Source organism: Serratia sp. B501 (assembly GCF_051172315.1).
In the GTDB taxonomy this organism is placed as follows: domain Bacteria; phylum Pseudomonadota; class Gammaproteobacteria; order Enterobacterales; family Enterobacteriaceae; genus Serratia; species Serratia ureilytica.
Genome location: NZ_JBPIZB010000002.1, coordinates 158,014 through 176,257, shown reverse-complemented (window position 1 = coordinate 176,257; position 18,244 = coordinate 158,014). Strand labels below are relative to the sequence as shown.

General features: G+C 51.2%; 16 protein-coding genes. 9 read left to right on the top strand and 7 right to left on the bottom strand.

The genetic code is table 11. The features are described 5' to 3' along the window. The first annotated feature begins 9 nt into the window (after positions 1 to 9). The 9 genes from ACSBQV_RS07305 to ACSBQV_RS07265 all read left to right on the top strand — a co-directional run bounded on the left by ACSBQV_RS07305 (position 10) and on the right by ACSBQV_RS07265 (position 11,960). Positions 10 to 1,893, top strand: a complete 1,884-nt coding sequence (locus ACSBQV_RS07305; protein ID WP_099783690.1) for a DUF4422 domain-containing protein — start codon at positions 10 to 12, stop codon at positions 1,891 to 1,893. Positions 1,894 to 1,897: 4 nt separating this feature from the next. After that, complete coding sequence (glf, locus tag ACSBQV_RS07300) at positions 1,898 to 3,052, top strand: UDP-galactopyranose mutase (RefSeq protein WP_099783692.1); 1,155 nt, start codon at positions 1,898 to 1,900, stop codon at positions 3,050 to 3,052. Then, positions 3,049 to 3,948 (top strand): glycosyltransferase, encoded by a 900-nt coding sequence (locus ACSBQV_RS07295; RefSeq protein WP_033650621.1) that lies wholly within the window; start codon positions 3,049 to 3,051, stop codon positions 3,946 to 3,948. The genes glf and ACSBQV_RS07295 overlap by 4 nt, the downstream gene beginning before the upstream one ends. A gap of 14 nt (positions 3,949 to 3,962) precedes the next feature. Beyond that, positions 3,963 to 5,105 (top strand): glycosyltransferase family 4 protein, encoded by a 1,143-nt coding sequence (locus ACSBQV_RS07290; protein ID WP_033650622.1) that lies wholly within the window; start codon positions 3,963 to 3,965, stop codon positions 5,103 to 5,105. 253 nt (positions 5,106 to 5,358) lie between these two features. Next, positions 5,359 to 6,765: an NADP-dependent phosphogluconate dehydrogenase gene (gene gndA, locus ACSBQV_RS07285; protein ID WP_042784055.1), complete on the top strand. Its 1,407-nt coding sequence runs from the start codon at positions 5,359 to 5,361 to the stop codon at positions 6,763 to 6,765. A 222-nt stretch (positions 6,766 to 6,987) separates the two neighbouring features. Next, positions 6,988 to 8,088: an acyltransferase family protein gene (locus tag ACSBQV_RS07280; protein WP_099817909.1), complete on the top strand. Its 1,101-nt coding sequence runs from the start codon at positions 6,988 to 6,990 to the stop codon at positions 8,086 to 8,088. A gap of 50 nt (positions 8,089 to 8,138) precedes the next feature. Further along, positions 8,139 to 9,161, top strand: coding sequence for a glycosyltransferase family 2 protein (locus tag ACSBQV_RS07275; protein ID WP_080280840.1), 1,023 nt, complete (start codon positions 8,139 to 8,141; stop codon positions 9,159 to 9,161). A 1-nt stretch (position 9,162) separates the two neighbouring features. Next, the gene (locus ACSBQV_RS07270) at positions 9,163 to 10,437 is read left to right on the top strand and encodes a glycosyltransferase (RefSeq protein WP_033650626.1); all 1,275 of its coding nucleotides are present in this window, start codon (positions 9,163 to 9,165) and stop codon (positions 10,435 to 10,437) included. Positions 10,438 to 10,586: 149 nt separating this feature from the next. After that, positions 10,587 to 11,960, top strand: a complete 1,374-nt coding sequence (locus tag ACSBQV_RS07265; RefSeq protein WP_158234566.1) for a glycosyltransferase — start codon at positions 10,587 to 10,589, stop codon at positions 11,958 to 11,960. 120 nt (positions 11,961 to 12,080) lie between these two features. Here the strand turns inward: ACSBQV_RS07265 and hisIE are convergent, their stop codons facing one another. Genes hisIE through hisD form a run of 7 tightly spaced genes read right to left on the bottom strand, consistent with a single transcriptional unit; the run spans position 12,081 to position 18,242 of the window. Then, positions 12,081 to 12,701, bottom strand: coding sequence for a bifunctional phosphoribosyl-AMP cyclohydrolase/phosphoribosyl-ATP diphosphatase HisIE (gene hisIE, locus ACSBQV_RS07260; RefSeq protein ID WP_015377251.1), 621 nt, complete (start codon positions 12,699 to 12,701; stop codon positions 12,081 to 12,083). Beyond that, on the bottom strand, positions 12,695 to 13,471 hold the full coding sequence (gene hisF, locus ACSBQV_RS07255) for an imidazole glycerol phosphate synthase subunit HisF (RefSeq protein WP_033642483.1): 777 nt from the start codon (positions 13,469 to 13,471) through the stop codon (positions 12,695 to 12,697). Before hisF ends, hisIE begins: the two co-directional genes overlap by 7 nt. After that, complete coding sequence (gene hisA, locus ACSBQV_RS07250) at positions 13,453 to 14,190, bottom strand: 1-(5-phosphoribosyl)-5-[(5-phosphoribosylamino)methylideneamino]imidazole-4-carboxamide isomerase (protein ID WP_033650627.1); 738 nt, start codon at positions 14,188 to 14,190, stop codon at positions 13,453 to 13,455. The genes hisF and hisA overlap by 19 nt, the downstream gene beginning before the upstream one ends. A gap of 5 nt (positions 14,191 to 14,195) precedes the next feature. Continuing rightward, positions 14,196 to 14,786 carry an imidazole glycerol phosphate synthase subunit HisH gene (hisH, locus tag ACSBQV_RS07245; protein ID WP_021504315.1) on the bottom strand — a complete coding sequence of 197 codons (591 nt, stop codon included), beginning with the start codon at positions 14,784 to 14,786 and terminating at the stop codon, positions 14,196 to 14,198. Then, entirely contained in the window at positions 14,786 to 15,853 is a 1,068-nt protein-coding gene (gene hisB / locus ACSBQV_RS07240) for a bifunctional histidinol-phosphatase/imidazoleglycerol-phosphate dehydratase HisB (RefSeq protein ID WP_015377254.1), read from the bottom strand. The genes hisH and hisB overlap by 1 nt, the downstream gene beginning before the upstream one ends. Next, the gene (hisC, locus tag ACSBQV_RS07235) at positions 15,850 to 16,938 is read right to left on the bottom strand and encodes a histidinol-phosphate transaminase (RefSeq protein ID WP_099783583.1); all 1,089 of its coding nucleotides are present in this window, start codon (positions 16,936 to 16,938) and stop codon (positions 15,850 to 15,852) included. Before hisC ends, hisB begins: the two co-directional genes overlap by 4 nt. Continuing rightward, positions 16,935 to 18,242 (bottom strand): histidinol dehydrogenase, encoded by a 1,308-nt coding sequence (gene hisD / locus ACSBQV_RS07230; protein WP_033642486.1) that lies wholly within the window; start codon positions 18,240 to 18,242, stop codon positions 16,935 to 16,937. The genes hisC and hisD overlap by 4 nt, the downstream gene beginning before the upstream one ends. Positions 18,243 to 18,244: the final 2 nt, after the last annotated feature.

Here is an 18,244-nt window from a genome sequence, read left to right as displayed (position 1 = left end):
GTAGTGCAAATGCAGAATATTAAAATATATACGTGTCATCACAAGCCTAGCGCTTTTCTCGACTCAAAGTGGATACAACCAATTCATGTCGGTAAGGCTAATAGTCTTACCGAGATTGGATGCCTTGGTGATGATACGGGTGATAATATATCGTTCAAAAACCCATTCTATTGTGAGTTGACTGCGCATTATTGGGTATGGAAAAATGCAGAGCCAGCCGACTATGTTGGGTTTATGCACTACCGGCGTCATCTAAATTTCTCTAACGATCAGCAGGCCCCGGAGGACCGATGGGGCGTGGTGAGTGCTGAGAAGGTAAGTCGAGAATACCAAGATAAATTTGGTTTGAATGATGAAACGATTCCTCTTTGTCTCGAAGGCGTCGACATTATTTTGCCTAAAAAATGGGATGTTGGTGCTGCAGGTAGCAAAAATAATTATCAGCATTATAAAATCTCTAACCACTTGCATATCGAAGACTATGATGCCGCATTGACCGTATTGGGAGAGCTTTATCCCGAATATATCACTGCCGCAGAAAAATTTAACCAAGCCTCAGATGGTTATTATACGAATATGTTCGTGATGAGAAAGGACATCTTTGAGGACTATTCAATCTGGCTCTTTTCTATTTTAGATAAGTTGGAAGAGAGGCTGAGGTTTAAAAACTACAGCGATCAGGAAAAGCGAGTTGTCGGCCACATTGCAGAACGGTTACTTAACATTTATGTTGGTCACAAGCGAGAAGTTGGCACCTTAAATATTAAAGAGCTGCAGAGAACCTTTATTCAGAATGAAACCTTCTCGGCGACGCTGGAACCTGCATTCTCTGATAATAATGTACCGGTTGTCATTTGCTTCGATGATAATTATGCGATTAGCGGGGCTGCATTAGTCAACTCTATCATTAAGCATGCTAATCCTCTTTTGAATTATGATTTGGTGGTGCTTGAGAACGGAGTGTCTCAGGCGAATAAGCAACGTTTCTTCTCTCTGCTTGCTGAGCATGACAATATCAATCTCCGCTTCTTTGATGTTAACGCTTTTTCAGAGATAAAGAATGCGTTTACGCGTGCACATTTCAGTGCTGCAACCTATGCACGTTTGTTTATTCCTCGGCTGTTTGCTGAGTATGAAAAAGTGATCTTTATTGACTCGGATACTGTAGTCGAGAATGATTTAGCAGAGTTACTCGATATCCCGTTGGCCGATAACTTGGTTGCGGCGGTAAAAGATATCGTGATGGAAGGGTTTGTTTTGCTTGGCGCCATGTCACAATCCAGTGACGGAGTGATGCCGGCGAAGGAGTACCTTTCTTCTTCATTGGGTTTAATCAATCCAGATGAATATTTCCAAGCGGGAATATTGGTATTTAACATTGTTCAGATGAATAAAGAGAATACCTTTTCCAGCCTGATGGAGGCGATGCAGGGTAAGCAATACTGGTTCCTCGATCAGGATATTATGAATAAAGTTTTCCATGGCCGCGTACATTATTTGCCGTTGGAATGGAATGTCTATCATGGTAACGGTAATACAGAGACATTTTTCCCCAATTTGCCATTTTCGACCTACATGCGTTTCCTTGAGGCGCGTCGTAATCCGAAGATGATTCACTTCGCTGGTGAGAATAAACCGTGGAATACGCGTTACGTTGATTTCTTCGATAATTATCACAAGAATATACTGAATACGCCCTGGGCTCCGGAGCTTTATGCCCGCTTGCAAGGCGAGAGGAAGGATTCGTCACCCGTACGTAAGAAGAGTGGGGCACCGATATTGAAACGCTCCATAATGTTTATTCTTAATCGTGTAGCGCCGAAAGGGACAACGCGGCGTAATGCAATGACCAAATACTACTACAAATTTAGACAGCTAATTCGCGGATCATAAGATGATGAACAGTAAGAAAATTTTAATCGTTGGAGCAGGCTTTTCCGGTGCGGTGATCGGGAGAAAATTGGCTGAGCAAGGCCATCAAATTCATATTATCGATCGCCGTACTCATATCGCTGGCAACTGCTACGACGCTCGGGATGAAAAGACGGACGTGATGGTGCATACCTATGGTCCGCATATTTTCCATACCGACAACGAGCAAGTCTGGAACTTTGTGAATCAGTACGCCACAATGATGCCTTATGTTAACCGCGTAAAAGCGACGGTAAACGGCCAGGTTTTCTCGCTGCCGATCAATTTGCACACCATCAACCAGTTCTTCAAAAAAACCTGTTCACCAACGGAAGCGAAAGCCTTGATCGCCGAGAAAGGCGATTCCAGTATCACCGATCCGCAATCGTTCGAAGAACAGGCGCTGCGCTTTGTCGGCAAAGAACTGTATGAAGCCTTTTTCAAAGGTTACACCATCAAGCAATGGGGCATGTCCCCGGCACAGTTGCCGGCTTCGATTCTGAAGCGTCTGCCTATTCGTTTTAATTATGATGATAACTATTTCAATCATAAGTTCCAGGGGATGCCGAAAGACGGTTATACCAAAATGGTGGAAGGTATTCTGGATCACCCGAATATCTCGGTGACGTTGGATACCCAGTTCCAAATGCAGGATCGTGAGGGCTACGATCATGTGTTTTACAGCGGTCCGCTGGATGCGTTCTATGACTTCCAGTTTGGGCGCCTCGGCTACCGTACGCTGGACTTTGAGAAATTTACCGTGGAAGGGGATTATCAAGGCTGTGCGGTGATGAACTATTGTGAACAGTCGGTACCTTATACTCGCATCACCGAGCATAAGTACTTCTCCCCTTGGGAACAGCACGAAGGGTCGGTTTGCTATAAAGAGTACAGCCGCACTTGCGAAGAAAATGATATCCCTTATTACCCGATTCGTCAGGTCGGTGAAATGGCATTATTGGAAAAATACGTCGATTTGGCCGAAAAAGAACATGACATTACCTTCATTGGCCGCCTGGGTACGTATCGCTACCTGGATATGGACGTGACCATTGCCGAAGCACTGAAAACGGCTGAAACCTATCTGGCCAGTCTGGAGCAAGAAAACGCTATGCCAGTATTCACGGTCAGCATCAGATGAGATGTTCGGCGTTAATTGTTACATTCAATCGCCTGGAAAAATTGAAACAATGTTGGGCGGCAACCTCTGCGTTGCCGTTTGATGACATTGTCATTGTCGATAACGCGTCGACCGACGAAACGCAGTCGTGGCTACACAGTATCGAAGATAGCCGTTTGCACGCCATACGCGCTGCGCAAAACGACGGCGGCGCAGGCGGGTTCAGGCTCGGAAGTGAATATATTGCGAGTAAGATAGACACCGACTGGGTGTTTATGTTCGATGATGACGCTTATCCCGATCGCACATTGTTGACACGTTTCGCTGAATTGGCGCAACGGTTCGACTATGAGGCCTACTGTTGCCGAGTCCTGGATAGACAAGGGACGTTATGCAAAATGAACGTACCTTTCAGCAAGATGCCTACGTCGTTGGTAAACACGTTGGGTTATATCGCCAGACCCGAACGTTACATCCCCGCAGAGCTTAAGCCTGCGGATGTCGTGACTTTCTCATTTGTTGGTGCAATAATACGCAAAGACGTTTTAGCCGCTAACATTGAGTACATTTGGCCAGAACTTTTTATTTATTATGATGATCTTTACTTCTCTTACAGGTTGAGTCAACAAGGGTATCGGTTCCGGTACTCACCAGAGTTGGTATTTCTGCACGATGTGCCTGCTGGCCAGGGGGGGATAAACCCGCCCTGGAAAGTCTACTATCTGGTCAGAAACCTGCTCCTCTCAAGGATGCTTTTCAAAAAACATGAAAGACCTTACTCACTCGGAGCTATCGTGTTACGTATTGCAAAATATTTACTTTCTTTTACCTCTCAAGGCAAAAAAGGTGAATATATTAAATACGTAGTGCGCGGTATTGTTGACGGTATATCACGTAAAAATGGTAAACAACATTAGCCGGTAAGAGTTAAATGAAAAAGATTTGTTATTTTATCAACTCAGATTGGTACTTTGAACTGCATTGGGTTGAAAGAGCGCTGGCGGCTCAGGCTGCTGGCTATGAAATCCACGTTGTTAGCCACTTTGTGGGAGACGACATTCAGCAAAAGTTGGCAGATAAAGGTTTTATCTGCCACGATTCATCAGTATCTGAGCTGTCCATCAACCCATTCAACTTCTTTGGTTCATTGGCCAAGGTATGGTCGTTGCTCAAAAAAATTGACCCAGACGTACTGCATTGCATCACTATCAAACCTTGTTTGATGGGGGGGTTCTTTGCGCGTTTTTACAACAAACCGATTATTCTGGGCTTTGTCGGGCTTGGGCGTGTCTTTATGGAAGACAAATTGTCAATGAACGTCATTCGTTATCTGACGTTACATTCGTACAATCATATCTTTAAGAACAAAAAATGCTTGCTGGCCTTTGAGCACGAACACGACCGCGATCGACTTCTTGCGCTGACTGAAGCGAAAAAAAGCCAAACGGTTGTTATCGATGGTGCCGGCATTAACCCCGATATTTATCACTACTCGCTAGAAATCAACCGCGAAAAACCGGTCGTCTTGTTCGCCAGCCGATTGCTCTGGAGCAAAGGATTGGGCGATCTGGTCGAGGTGAAAAAGCGCTTGGCGCAGAAAGGCGTTGATTTTGTGTTGAATGTGGCGGGAATTTCCATTGTTGACGATCCGGATGCGATTCCGCTGTCGCAAATAGAAGAATGGCACCAGCAGGGGCTCATCAATTGGTTGGGTCGTTGCAGCGACGTTTACAGCCTGATTGAGGCCTCTAACGTTGTCGCTCTGCCTTCTACGTATTCAGAAGGCATTCCGCGTATTTTGCTGGAAGCGTCTTCGGTTGGGCGTGCTTGCATCGCTTATGACGTGGGTGGTTGCCAAAGTCTGATTATTGATGAGTACACCGGCAGCCTGGTGGAGATGCGCAATATCGAGGTTCTGGCAGAGAAGTTGGAGCAGTTGCTTACCAGTCCAAGCAAGCGCGTTGAGATGGGCGTGCGCAGCCGTGAGCGTATCGAGAGCAAATTCGCCTCATCATTGGTTATTGATGACACGTTAAAGCTCTATCAGCGTGCGATCGCAGCCGGAAGTTATTGAGCGTCGTGTGAGCGTGGGGTTTTTCGGTAAAAGGACAGTGGAAAATCCAAATTTGTAAGCAAGAGTCATGGCTGTAACCTAAACGGCTGTTATTGTCGCGATTGTGTAATTTTTGATGGTTCGTAATCTGTTGCAAAGCCTATCGCACCAATCACTACCCACCCGGCTCAATCCTGAGTTAACATGTGTGCCACATCACAAAACCTGCTGGCCGACGTTGCCAGCAGGGTCATCCTCAGACAGGAGTTCCTAAATGTCCAAGCAACAAATCGGCGTTGTCGGCATGGCGGTAATGGGCCGCAACCTCGCGCTGAACATCGAGAGCCGTGGTTACACCGTTTCCATTTTCAACCGTTCTGGCGACAAGACTGACGAAGTAATCGCTGAGAATCCGGGCAAAAACCTGGCGCCGTATTACACCGTTGAAGAGTTTGTCGAATCGCTGGAAAAACCGCGCCGCATCCTGCTGATGGTGAAAGCGGGCGAAGCGACGGATAAAACCATTGCCTCGCTGACTCCGCATCTGGACAAGGGCGATATCCTGATCGATGGCGGCAACACCTACTATCAGGACACCATCCGTCGTAACCGCGAACTGTCCGATCAGGGCTTCAATTTCATCGGCACCGGCGTTTCCGGCGGTGAAGAGGGGGCGCTGAAAGGGCCTTCCATCATGCCTGGCGGCCAGAAAGAAGCTTACGAGCTGGTGGCGCCGATCCTGGAGAAAATCGCTGCGGTTGCGGAAGGCGAGCCTTGCGTGACTTACATCGGCGCTGACGGTGCAGGCCATTATGTGAAGATGGTGCACAACGGCATCGAATACGGCGACATGCAGCTGATTGCCGAAGCCTATTCTCTGCTGAAGCAGGCGCTGAACCTGAGCAACGAGCAGCTGGCCGAAACCTTCGCCGAGTGGAACAAGGGGGAGCTGAACAGCTACCTGATCGACATCACCAAAGACATCTTCACCAAGAAAGACGAAGAAGGTAAATACCTGGTCGATGTGATCCTGGACGAAGCCGCCAACAAAGGCACCGGCAAGTGGACCAGCCAGAGCTCGCTGGATCTGGGCGAACCGCTGTCGCTGATCACCGAATCGGTGTTCGCACGCTACCTGTCCTCGCTGAAAGATCAGCGCGTTGCCGCGTCTAAAGTGCTGACCGGGCCGAAAGTGGCACCGTTCACCGGCGACAAAGCCGAGTTCATCGAGAAAGTGCGTCGCGCGCTGTATCTGGGCAAGATCGTATCCTACGCGCAGGGCTTCTCTCAGCTGAAAGCCGCGTCCAAAGAAAACAACTGGGATCTGCACTACGGCGAAATCGCCAAGATCTTCCGTGCCGGCTGTATCATCCGTGCCCAGTTCCTGCAGAAGATCACCGACGCTTACGCGGCGGACGCCGATATCGCCAACCTGCTGCTGGCGCCATACTTCAAGCAAATCGCCGACGAGTACCAACAGGCGCTGCGTGATGTTGTGGCCTATGCCGTGCAGAACGGTATCCCTACGCCAACCTTCTCCGCCGCGATCGCCTACTACGATAGCTACCGTTCAGCGGTGCTGCCGGCTAACCTGATCCAGGCGCAGCGCGACTACTTCGGCGCTCATACTTACAAGCGTACGGATAAAGAAGGTGTATTCCACACCGAATGGTTAGACTAACGTACTGTAATCATTAAATATTTTAAACCACCATGCTACTGGCATGGTGGTTTTCTTGGCTTTCATTAATTATTCCTACTAGCCGTTTCTGCATTAATTGTTACTACTTCATTTGGCGTCATTCCCTCTGTCTTCAATATTGCGAAATTATCAAGACAGCATATATATGCTGACTCTTTACGACACTATTAGATAGAGAGAAAGGTTCATATTAAGGTTTTTATGAAAAAAATAACCTATCTTGAAGGTTTACGGGGTATATGCTGCTTTATTGTTATTATTGATCACTGCGTCAGTATCTATAAACCAGATATTAGATATACATCGTTTAGCGATATTGGAGGAATGCTGCGGCGGTTAATTGCATGGACACCATTAAATATAGTTTACAGTGGAATTGCACCTGTTTGCATTTTTTTCATTCTAAGCGGTTTTGTTCTTTCGATTAAGTTCAATAAAACCCACGAGGGTAGTGCCATATTCAATGGCGTTGTAAAGAGATACCCAAGGCTGGTTCTTCCTATTTTAGCCTCTATGCTGATGAGTGCATTGCTATATTATATATTGAAGTATACAACTGGCCATGTGATTGAACTCGGTTTTATTCCAGCGATTCTTGAAGCGGTGTATTTCGCGCCTTTCCAACATGTGCCTTTGCATAATTATGCTCTGTGGACTATATCTTTCGAGTTTTATGGATCTTTTATTGTTTTTGGTCTGCTTGCGTTCTTCGGTATGCACCGTAGGCGACTAATATTTTATGCATTGGTCTTCTCTTTCCTTTATGCATGGGGCTCCTTTTATTGTCTCTTCGTCTTTGGAATGATTTTAAACGATTTATATATCGACAATAAATTCAAAATCCATGGAGTGCTGCGTGCACTTATGTTTTTGATCGGCATTGTGCTGGCAACTTCGCCGTATGAACGGGATGGCGTGTATTTATATGGAGGTATCTATAAATACATTGAATACATTTCCGTTGGCTCATATCGAGATACTTATCAAATGCTTATGTTGACAGGAAGTATGCTGATTTTTATGTCGATTTTAGGCAGTAGTTTGAGTGAAAAGTTGCTCGAAAACAAGCTGGCGCAGTTTTTGGGACGTATCTCTTTCCCGTTATATGTCGTACATGTCTGTATACTTAATATTATTGCTGCAATAGCGAAGAGTTATTATGGTGACATACACATGTCTACGTTCATAATGCTATTGTTAGTTACCGTATCAGTGTGCCTGTTGCTTTCTTACTATTTTGAAAAGTATATTGACTTGCCATCAATTAAAATGGCAAATGTATTCGCTAAAAAAATAGCATGATTTTCGCAACCATCAAATATATGGCTGACATTTTTAAGTGGATTCAATGAATGAATAAGGATGCTATGATCGACGTTAATAGTAATACTTCCGCAGCAAGCGAAAGTGTTAAGATTTCGATAATAATCCCGGTATACAATGCTCAGAATTCCATTGTCGCAACCCTGGATTCTATTTTACGTGCGATTAAGAGTACACATGAAATCATCCTCGTCGATGATTGCTCTACTGATAATACTATCTCGGTGATCGAGGGTTATCTTGCTCAGAGAGGAAATATCAAGCTCATTAGGCAAGAGAAAAATCAGGGGCCGGGTGTTGCCAGAGATGTAGGCTTGGCGTCAGCGAGCGGTGAGTATACGATCTTCTTTGACAGCGATGACTTTATGCTGCCTAATGTGGCCGATAATGCCATCGCCAAGCTTGAAAAAGAAAAACTGGACGTTGCCGTAACTCAGTACAATATCGTTTATGGCAAAGCCAAAGAAAGTATTGGCATGTGGGAAGGCGATGAGAAGTTGTTTGAGGAAGTGCGAGTAAAATATGGTGATATCCTTTCTCTGCAAAAGCTACCCGATTTCCTGACGCTAACAAACTATCCTTGGAATAAAATCTGTAGAACACGGTTTTTAAAGGATAATGACATAAAGTTTGGCAGTTTACGTTTACATGAAGATATTTTTCCGCACTGGAAAATATTGATGAATGCAGAGAGAGTTGCCATTCTGAACGATGCAATATGTAATTATATGCTTTGTCCTGAAGGCAGTAATGTGACTAATAATAAAAGTCAGTTACGTATGCAGTGCGTAGATGCTATTGCTGAATTATATGACTATATTAAGTCAGATAAGCGCTATGATGTTTATACAACGAGTTTCTTCTTGTTTAGCGTAAATCTGATTGATTGGGCAAAAGAAAATATAGTTATTGACTTCAAATCAGCACTAGTCTCCAAAGTGAGAGACGTTTTCCTGCAGAGCAGTTACAGTGATCTGCAAAAGGTTTTCCACACAAATAAATATATTCATTCTAAAGTGTGTGAGTATTTAGTTAATAAAAAGGTTTTTTGAGATGACTGCAAAATTATCTATCATTGTCACGTCCTATAACATCGAAAAATACATTGGCGAATGTTTGGACAATGTTCTAGCTCAAACGCTAGAAGATATTGAAATCATTGTAGTGGATGATGGTTCTAAAGATAGCACGCCGAAAATTATCGAGTCTTATGCCGAGAAAGATAAGCGTATCATTCCTATTTTGATGAAAGAGAACTCACCTGGCGGGGTTGCTACCGTTGCTAATATTGGCATGGAAGCCGCTACGGGCGAATTTATTGGTTTTGCCGATGGTGACGATCTTTACGATCCGACAATGTTCGAGAAGCTTTATAACATTGCAGTGGCTGAAAATGCCGATGTCGCGATGTGTAACTTCCTCGAGTTTGAGACAGAAACCGGCATCGAGAATGCGCCGTATGAACCTGCCTGGGCAACATTAGCGAACAAACCCGTTTGGGATATTCGCAGCGTTGAGAACAAGAAGAAAGTTCTCGAATTGTTGCCTGTGCCATGGCGTAAAATTTACAAGCGGAAGCTCATTACCGACAATAATCTGAAATTCCCTGTTGGGAAATACTTCTTCGAAGATAATGGGTTCCATTGGTTTGTCACGTTAACGTCAGATAAAGTCTGCTTTATCGATGAAGTGCTCTGCTATCACCGCCGTAACCGTGCTGGCCAGACGATGATGGCCGGCGGGGATCGGTTACTCGGTGTTTTCCTGCAGCACCAGGTTATTTTTGACTATCTTGAAAAGTCAAAAATGCTGGCGCAATACCGCGAGTATTCACTCAACTGGCTGGTTGGCCATATTGCTTGGGTAAGCCAGGTTCTTACGCCTACGTTTTCCACAGAGTTCTACGAAACACTGTTGCCGCACGTAAAACGCTATCAGAAAGGTGAGATCCAGTCTTACTTGTCTACGCGCTTCTATGACAGAAAAACGGTTGGTCTCGTTATTGCACTGATGAAAGAAAGCAGTGCAGATTTTTCAAAAGTCATGAATGGTTGGGTAGCGAAAACGAAGGCTGAAAAATTACGCTTCAACTACGATAAACTGGGGCCTGGTGGGTTGCTGCATATGCTGGTGCGTATAGGCAAGCACAAGTTTATCGAACGCGGACTACATCGTAAGAGTACGCGGGCTTTGTTGATTGAAAATAATGCAAGATTGGACTCCATTCATTGGCGTTTGTCAGAGTTAGAGAGAATGATCGAGTCTGGGTTTATTCTGCAAGAGCAGAGAATTGCGGAAATAAAAAAGCAGGTTGAAGAGATTAAATAATCAGAAATAGGCCTTATGCGGTAGCATAAGGCTTTTTTCATTTAATCTCCTTCGATTATATGATTATAGGATCAAGCGCGGGAGGTTTCACTGGGGGCCAATGTCATTCTAAAAGTTGGCTTTATTACAATGAACATGGTGGAATAATAATGTCTGAAGTTAAAACGATACCCTATGTTTCGGTAGTTATGCCAGTTTTTAATGCCGAGATTTATATTTTTGATGTCATTGATAAAGTCAGAAAGCAAACGCTGAAAGAACTCGAGATTATTATCGTTGACGATAATTCTACGGATGGTACCAAGGCGATCCTGGAGCGTATTGCCGCCGAGGATGACAGGGTTATATTGCTTTCCGGCATTGAAGGTGGTGGGGCCGGTGCTGCACGCAATGTTGGTTTAAGCCATGCCCGAGGTGAGTTTGTTGTTTTCCTCGATGATGATGATTTCGTTGATGAAAACCTGATGGAAAAAGCCTATTCAATGGCGAAATCGCATGATGCCGATGTTGTCATTTATAGAAGCCAGTTTTACAACGTTCAGCAGGATAAGCATCTGTCGATTCCCTGGTCGATACGCACAGATCTGCTGCCACAAAAAAACGTGTTCTCTTCCATTGAGATCGAGAGGGATTTTTTCAACGCTTTTATTTGGTGGCCTTGGGACAAAATGTTGAAGCGTGAGAGGATATTAGCTGAAAATTTGCAATTTCAGCAAATAAGAACCTCAAACGATCTCTATTTTATTTGTGCGTTCGTTTTGTTATCTGAAAGAATATGTATTCTTGATGATGTATTAATTGATCACACGGTTTCCAGAGAGACATCTCTGTCTAATACCCGCGAAAAGTCCTACCACTGTGCAATTGATGCGTTGGAAGCATTGAGATCCTTAATGATTGAGAGAGGGATCTATGATGGACGAAAAACCGATTTTATCAACTATTCGGCTTCATTTCTCGAGTGGCATTTAAATACCTTGTACGGTAAGGCTTATTTCACATTATATGATGATGTCAGAAGTTATCTGAATAAGCTCGGTGCTAAGTTCGAGGATTTTTACGAAGAAAGAACACAAGTTTTTTTCGACAGTCTTTATCGTTTGTCAGCGGATGAGTACCTCTTTTATTTAAGCCGACGTTTGCAGAATGAAAACGATGAGTTGGTTTCTGCTAATTATGATCTCTCTTCTGCCAATCGTGAGGCCGAGTCGTCTTATCAGATGTTATCTACCTCTTACCAAGACGTTTGCGCCGAGTTCAAACGAAAAGAGGAAGCGGAACATAAGCTACATGCTGAACATCAAGCTATGGAGGCTAAGCTGAGTGCTCTGGAGGCTCGACTCAAAGCCCATGAAGGGGTGATTCTCGAGAAAGGCCACCAATTGAGAGCCGCTGAAAGCGAGATAGAGTCGCTTACGCATCAACTCAGAGAGTGCGAAATGCGCAATCGTGAGATAGTAAATTCTTGGCCATGGCGGCTGATGGCCCTGTTCCGGCCTTCGCGCAAAAACGGAAAAAATTAAGAATCACGTAGTGGGGGCTGGGCTTTGATTCTCTTCTGCTGCTGTTTTCGATGCTTGTGAACAAATAAAAAGCCGCCGAGGTTAACGCCCGGCGGCTTTTTTATTGCGCGTGATTCAGCGTCACGCTTTTTTCTGATGCCGCTCGCGCAGCCGGCCGATCACCGCGCTCAGATCCAAATCCTGGTCCTGCAGTAGCACCAGCAGGTGATAGATCAGATCCGAGGCCTCGTTGGTCAGCTCTTCGCGATCGTTGACCGTGGCGGCCAGCGCGGTTTCCACGCCTTCTTCCCCGACCTTCTGCGCGATGCGTTTGGTGCCGCTGGCGTACAGGCTGGCGGTGTATGAGCTGTCCGGGCTGGCATGCTTGCGCTCCGCCAACAGCTGTTCCAGCTGATAGAGGAACGTCCAGTCGCTGGCGGCCGGGTGGAAGCAGCTGCTGTTGCCCAGGTGGCAGGTCGGGCCGATCGGGTTGGCCAATACCAGCAGCGTGTCGTTATCGCAGTCCGGCGTGATGCTGACCACCTTGAGGAAGTGGCCGGAACTTTCGCCTTTGGTCCACAGGCGTTGCTTGGTGCGCGAGAAGAAGGTGACATTGCCGCTCTGCTCGGTGGTCGCCAGCGCTTCCGGCGTCATGTAACCCAGCATCAGCACTTCGCCGGAAACGGCGTGTTGCACGATGGCCGGCATCAGGCCGTCGGTTTTCTCCCAGTCCAGCTGGTTTCTCTGTTGTTCTGTCAGCACACGCGAATCTCCACGCCTTGTTCGACCAGGAACCTTTTCAGTTCGCCGATATTGATGATTTGTTTGTGGAACACCGATGCCGCCAGCGCGCCGTCGACGTCCGCATCGCGGAACGCTTCCAGGAAGTGCTCCATCGTGCCCGCACCGCCGGAGGCGATCAGCGGCACTTTGCAGACCTCGCGCACCCGACGCAGCTGCTGCAGATCGTAACCGTTGCGCACGCCGTCCTGGTTCATCATGTTCAGCACGATCTCACCGGCGCCGCGGCGCTGCACTTCCTGCACCCAGTCGAGGGTTTCCCACTGGGTGACGCGGGTGCGGCTCTCGTCGCCGGTATATTGATTGACGTGATACTTGCCGGTTTCACTGTCGAACCAGGTATCGATGCCCACCACGATGCACTGCACGCCAAAGCGATCCGCCAGGCGGCTAATCAGATCGGGATCGGCCAGCGCCGGTGAGTTGATGGAGATTTTGTCGGCGCCGAAAGACAGGATCTGGCTGGCGTCCTCGGCGCTTTTAATGCCGCCGGCGACGCAGAACGGAATATCAATCACCTCCGCCACGCGCGACACCCAGCTTTTGTCCACCACCCGGCCGTCGCTCGAGGCGGTGATATCGTAAAACACCAGCTCGTCCGCGCCTTCTTGCGCATAGCGCTGCGCCAGTGGCACGATGTCGCCGATGATTTCGTGGTTGCGGAACTGCACGCCTTTCACCACTTGCCCGTCTTTAACATCCAGACACGGGATTATCCGTTTTGCCAGCATGCAATCGCCTCCTCAACGCTAAATTTACCTTCCAGCAGGGCGCGCCCGACGATCACGCCGGCAACGCCGCTGCCGCGCAACTGGGCGATGTCGTCCAGATTGCCGATGCCGCCTGAGGCCTGGAAGGCCACTTGCGGATAGCGGCGGCTGATCTCCTGATACAGCGCCACGTTGGAACCGGCCAGCGTGCCGTCGCGCGAAATGTCGGTGCACAGCACGTGTTTCAGCCCGTAGGGCAGGAACTGCTCTACCACCTGTTCAAGCGTGGCGTCGGAGTCTTCCTGCCAGCCGCTGATGGCTACGCGCTTCACGCCCTGCGCGTCGATGCGCACATCCAACGCCAGTACCAGCGCGTCGGCGCCATAGCGTTCGAACCAGCTTTGCACCAACTGCGGCTGTTTCACCGCGGTGGAGCCGATCACCACGCGCGTGGCGCCGGCCTCCAGCAGGGCGCTGACGTCTTGCTCGTTGCGGATGCCGCCGCCGACCTGCACCGGCACGTTAACCCCCGCCAACAGCTTGCGCAGCAGCGGGATCTGGCGCGCCGCCGGATCTTTGGCGCCGGTCAGATCGACCAGGTGCAGCACCTGGGCGCCCTGTTGTTGATAGTCCTGCAGGCGCAGCAGCGGATCGTTGCCGTAGTCGCGCTGTTGGCCGTAATCGCCCTGATGCAAACGCACCACGTTGCCGTCGATCAAATCCAAAGCCGGAATAATCATGCTGCCTACATCTCCAGAAAGTTTTTCAACAGTTGCGCGCCGGCCGCTCCAGATCGTTCTGGATGAAACTGCACGCCGAAGAAGTTGTCTTTTTGCACGGCGGCGGTGAAGGGCTCGCCGTAGTTCGCCTGAGCGATGGTGCTGGGGCATATCGGCATCGCATAGCTGTGAACGAAATAGAAGTAGGCGCCGTCATCGATGCCGCGGAACAGATGGTGGCCCGCCTGCGCGGATACCTGGTTCCAACCCATGTGCGGCAGCGGCAGGCCGAAGTCTGTCATCTGCTTTACCGGCGTATCGATGAGGCCGAGCGTCGTTATGCCGCCGTTCTCTTCGCTGCTGGCCGCCAGCAGCTGCATACCGAGGCAGATGCCCAGTACCGGCTGAGTGCAGGCCCTGATCAGTTCGATCAGATCGCGTTCGCGCAGCTGATCCATCGCCGCCTGCGCGGTGCCGACGCCCGGCAGGAACAGCTTGTCGGCGCGCAGCACGATCTCCGGATCGCGGCTCACTTCCGGCTGATAGCCCAGGCGCCGCACCGCATAGGTGACGGAGGCCAGGTTGGCGCAGCCGGTATCCAAAATCACCACGTTCATCACAGCACTCCTTTCGAGCTCGGCAGGGTATTGCCCTCGACGCGGATCGCCTGGCGCAGCGTGCGGCCAAACACTTTGAACAGGCTTTCGACCCGGTGGTGGTCGTTTTTGCCTTTGGTCTTCAGGTGCAGCGTGCAACCCATGGTGTAGGAGAGCGAGCGGAAGAAGTGCTCGACCATTTCGGTGCTGAGATCGCCGACGCGCTGATAGTTGAACTCGGCCTTGTACTCCAGGTGCGGGCGGCCGGAGATATCCAGCGCGCAGCGCGCCAGACACTCGTCCATCGGCAGCACGAAGCCGAAGCGGGCAATGCCGCGCTTGTCGCCCAGCGCCTTGTTCAACGCTTCGCCCAGCGCCAGGCCGGTGTCCTCTACGGTGTGGTGATCGTCGATATACAGGTCGCCTTTGACATCGATCTCCATGCGGAAGCCGCCGTGGGTGGCGATCTGATCCAGCATGTGGTCGAAGAAGCCGACGCCGGTTTTGATTTTGCTGCCGCCTTCGCGATCCAGCCAGACGTTGACATCGATCTGCGTCTCTTTGGTCACGCGGTTAACCCGCGCATGACGGTCGCGCAGGGTCAGCTGACGCACGATCTCTTTCCAGCCCAGCACGCCGCGCTGGTAGCGCAGCCCCTGAATGCCCATGTTTTCCGCCAGCTGCACGTCGGTCGGCCGATCGCCGATCACGTAGCTGTGGGCGGTATCGAGCACGCCGGGTTCGAGGTAACCCTTCACCAGCGCGGTCTTCGGCTTGCGGCAGTCGCAGTTGTCCGCCGGCAGGTGCGGGCAGATCAACACGTCGGCGAACTGAATGCCCTGCGAGCTAAGGATCTGCATCATCAGGTTGTGCGGCGGATCGAAGGTTTCCTGCGGGAAACTGGCGGTGCCGAGCCCATCCTGATTGGTGATCATCACCAGCTGATACCCCGCCTGTTGCAGCGCCAGCAGGGAAGGGATCACGTCCGGCTCGAGCGCCAGCTTGTCCAGGCGGTCAACTTGGAAATCTTCCGGTGGCTCGGCGATCAGCGTGCCGTCACGATCGATAAAGAGGATTTTTTGGCTCACATTGGCTCCTGGCGAGTCTGGTTGGCGCCGGGCAGGGCGGACAAGGCGTCCACCACGCGTTGACATTCTTCGCGGGTGCCTATGGTGATGCGCAGGCAGCCGGACAACCCGGGCTGTTTGTTTTGGTCTCGTAAGATAATGCCCTGATCCCATAAGCTTTTAAACACATTACTTGAGGCGGTGAAGCGGGCCAGCAGGTAATTGCTGTCGCTGGCGAAAACCTGCTCGACGCAGGCGCATTTTTCCAGCTGTTGCTGCAGCCAGCGGCGGGTGGCGGCGATGTCGGTGACGCGCTGGCGCATGGTGCGGATGCCTTCTTCGCTCAGCGCCTGCGCGGCGATATCCGCCACCGGCGTCGAGAGCGGGTAAGGCGCGATCACCTTCAGCAGCAGGGCAATCAGATCTTCGTTGGCGAGCGTAAAGCCGCAGCGCAGGCCGGCCAGCGCAAAGGCCTTCGACAGCGTGCGCAGAATAGCCAGGTGCGGATAGTCGCTCAGCCACCCGGCCACCGAGGCCTGCGGGCAAAACTCGATATAGGCTTCGTCCACCGCGACGATCGCTTTGCCTTTGGCCAGCTCCAACAGGCTGCGTAGAGAGTCCGGGTCAATCAGGTTACCGGTCGGGTTGTTCGGGCTGCAGACGTAGATCAGTTTCACGTTGTCCAGGCTGTCCGCGATGGCCGGCAGATCCAGCTGCCAGTCCTCTTTGGCGGCCACGGTGCGGCGCTCCACGCCAAAGGTTTCGGCGCTGACGGCGTACATGCCGTAGGTCGGCGGGCAGAACAGAATGGCGTCTTTGCCCGGCTCACAGAAGGCGCGGATCAGCAGCTCGATGCCTTCATCGGCGCCGCGGCTGACCAGCACCTGCTCTTTCTTCACCCCGGCATAGGCGGCGTAGCGTTCGATCACCTGCGCCGGCTGGCACTCCGGATAGCGGTTGAAGGTTTGCGCGGTCAGCTGGAATTCCGGGGCGATCGGGTATTCGTTGGCGTTCAGCCATACGTCGCCCTTGCCGCCGAGGCGGCGCGCCGATTGATAAGGGGTCAGCTCGCGAACGTTGGCGCGCGCCAGTTTTTCGATGCTCATGCTTGCTCCTTCAGGGCGGCGACGCGCAGGGTCACGGCGTTCTTGTGGGCGATCAGCTGCTCGGCGGCAGCCAGCGTCTCGATGGTGGCGGCCAGGTTGCTGAAGCCCTGCGGCGTCAGCTCCTGCACCGTCATGCGTTTTTGGAAATCGGCCAGCCCGAGGCTTGAGCAGGTGGCGGTGTAGCCGTAGGTCGGCAGCACATGGTTGGTGCCGGAGGCGTAATCGCCGGCGGACTCCGGCGACCAGTCGCCGAGGAACACCGAACCGGCGCTGGTGATGCCGTCCACCAGATCGCGCGCATTGCGGGTCTGAATGATCAGGTGCTCCGGGCCGTAACGGTTGCTGATGGCCACGCACTCCGGCAGATCGCGCGCCACGATCAGGCGGCTGCTCGCCAGCGCCTGGCGGGCGGTGTCGGCGCGCGGCAGCTCGGCCAGCTGGCTTTCCACCGCGTCGGCCACCGCCTGCGCCATCGCCGCGTCCGGCGTCAGCAGGATCACCTGCGAATCCGGGCCGTGCTCGGCCTGCGACAGCAGATCGGAAGCGACAAACGCCGGGGTAGCGCCGGCGTCGGCGATCACCAGCACTTCCGAAGGACCGGCCGGCATGTCGATGGCCGCGCCGTCAAGGCGCTGGCTGACCTGCCGCTTGGCTTCGGTCACGAAGGCGTTGCCCGGCCCGAAGATCTTCGCCACGCGCGGCACGCTTTCGGTGCCGAACGCCAGGGCGGCGATCGCCTGCGCGCCCCCGACCTGAAACACTTCCTGCACGCCGCACAGCTGCGCCGCATACAGGATCTCATCGGCGATCGGCGGCGGCGAGCACAGCACTACCCGGCGGCAGCCGGCGATGCGCGCCGGCGTCGCCAGCATCAGCACGGTGGAGAACAGCGGCGCCGATCCGCCGGGAATATACAGGCCCACCGAGTCGATTGGGCGGGTCACCTGCTGGCAGCGCACGCCCGGTTGCGTTTCGACGTCCACCGGCGGCAGTCGCTGCGCGTTGTGGAAGGTTTCCACGTTGGCGACGGCCACCGCCATCGCCTGTTTGATGTCGTCGCCCAACCGCGCGGCGGCGGCGGCGATCTGCTCGGCGCTGACGCGCAGCGCCGAGACTTCCGCCTTGTCGAAACGGGCGCTGTAGTCGCGCAACGCCCGATCGCCGTTGGCCTTCACGTTGTCGAGGATCTCGTTCACCGTGCGGGTGATGCTGTCGGAAGCGGCGATCGCCGGACGCATCAGCAGCTCGGCCTGGCGTTCGGCGCTGCACGTCGCCCAATCGATCGGCGTGTTGAAGGTCGACATGG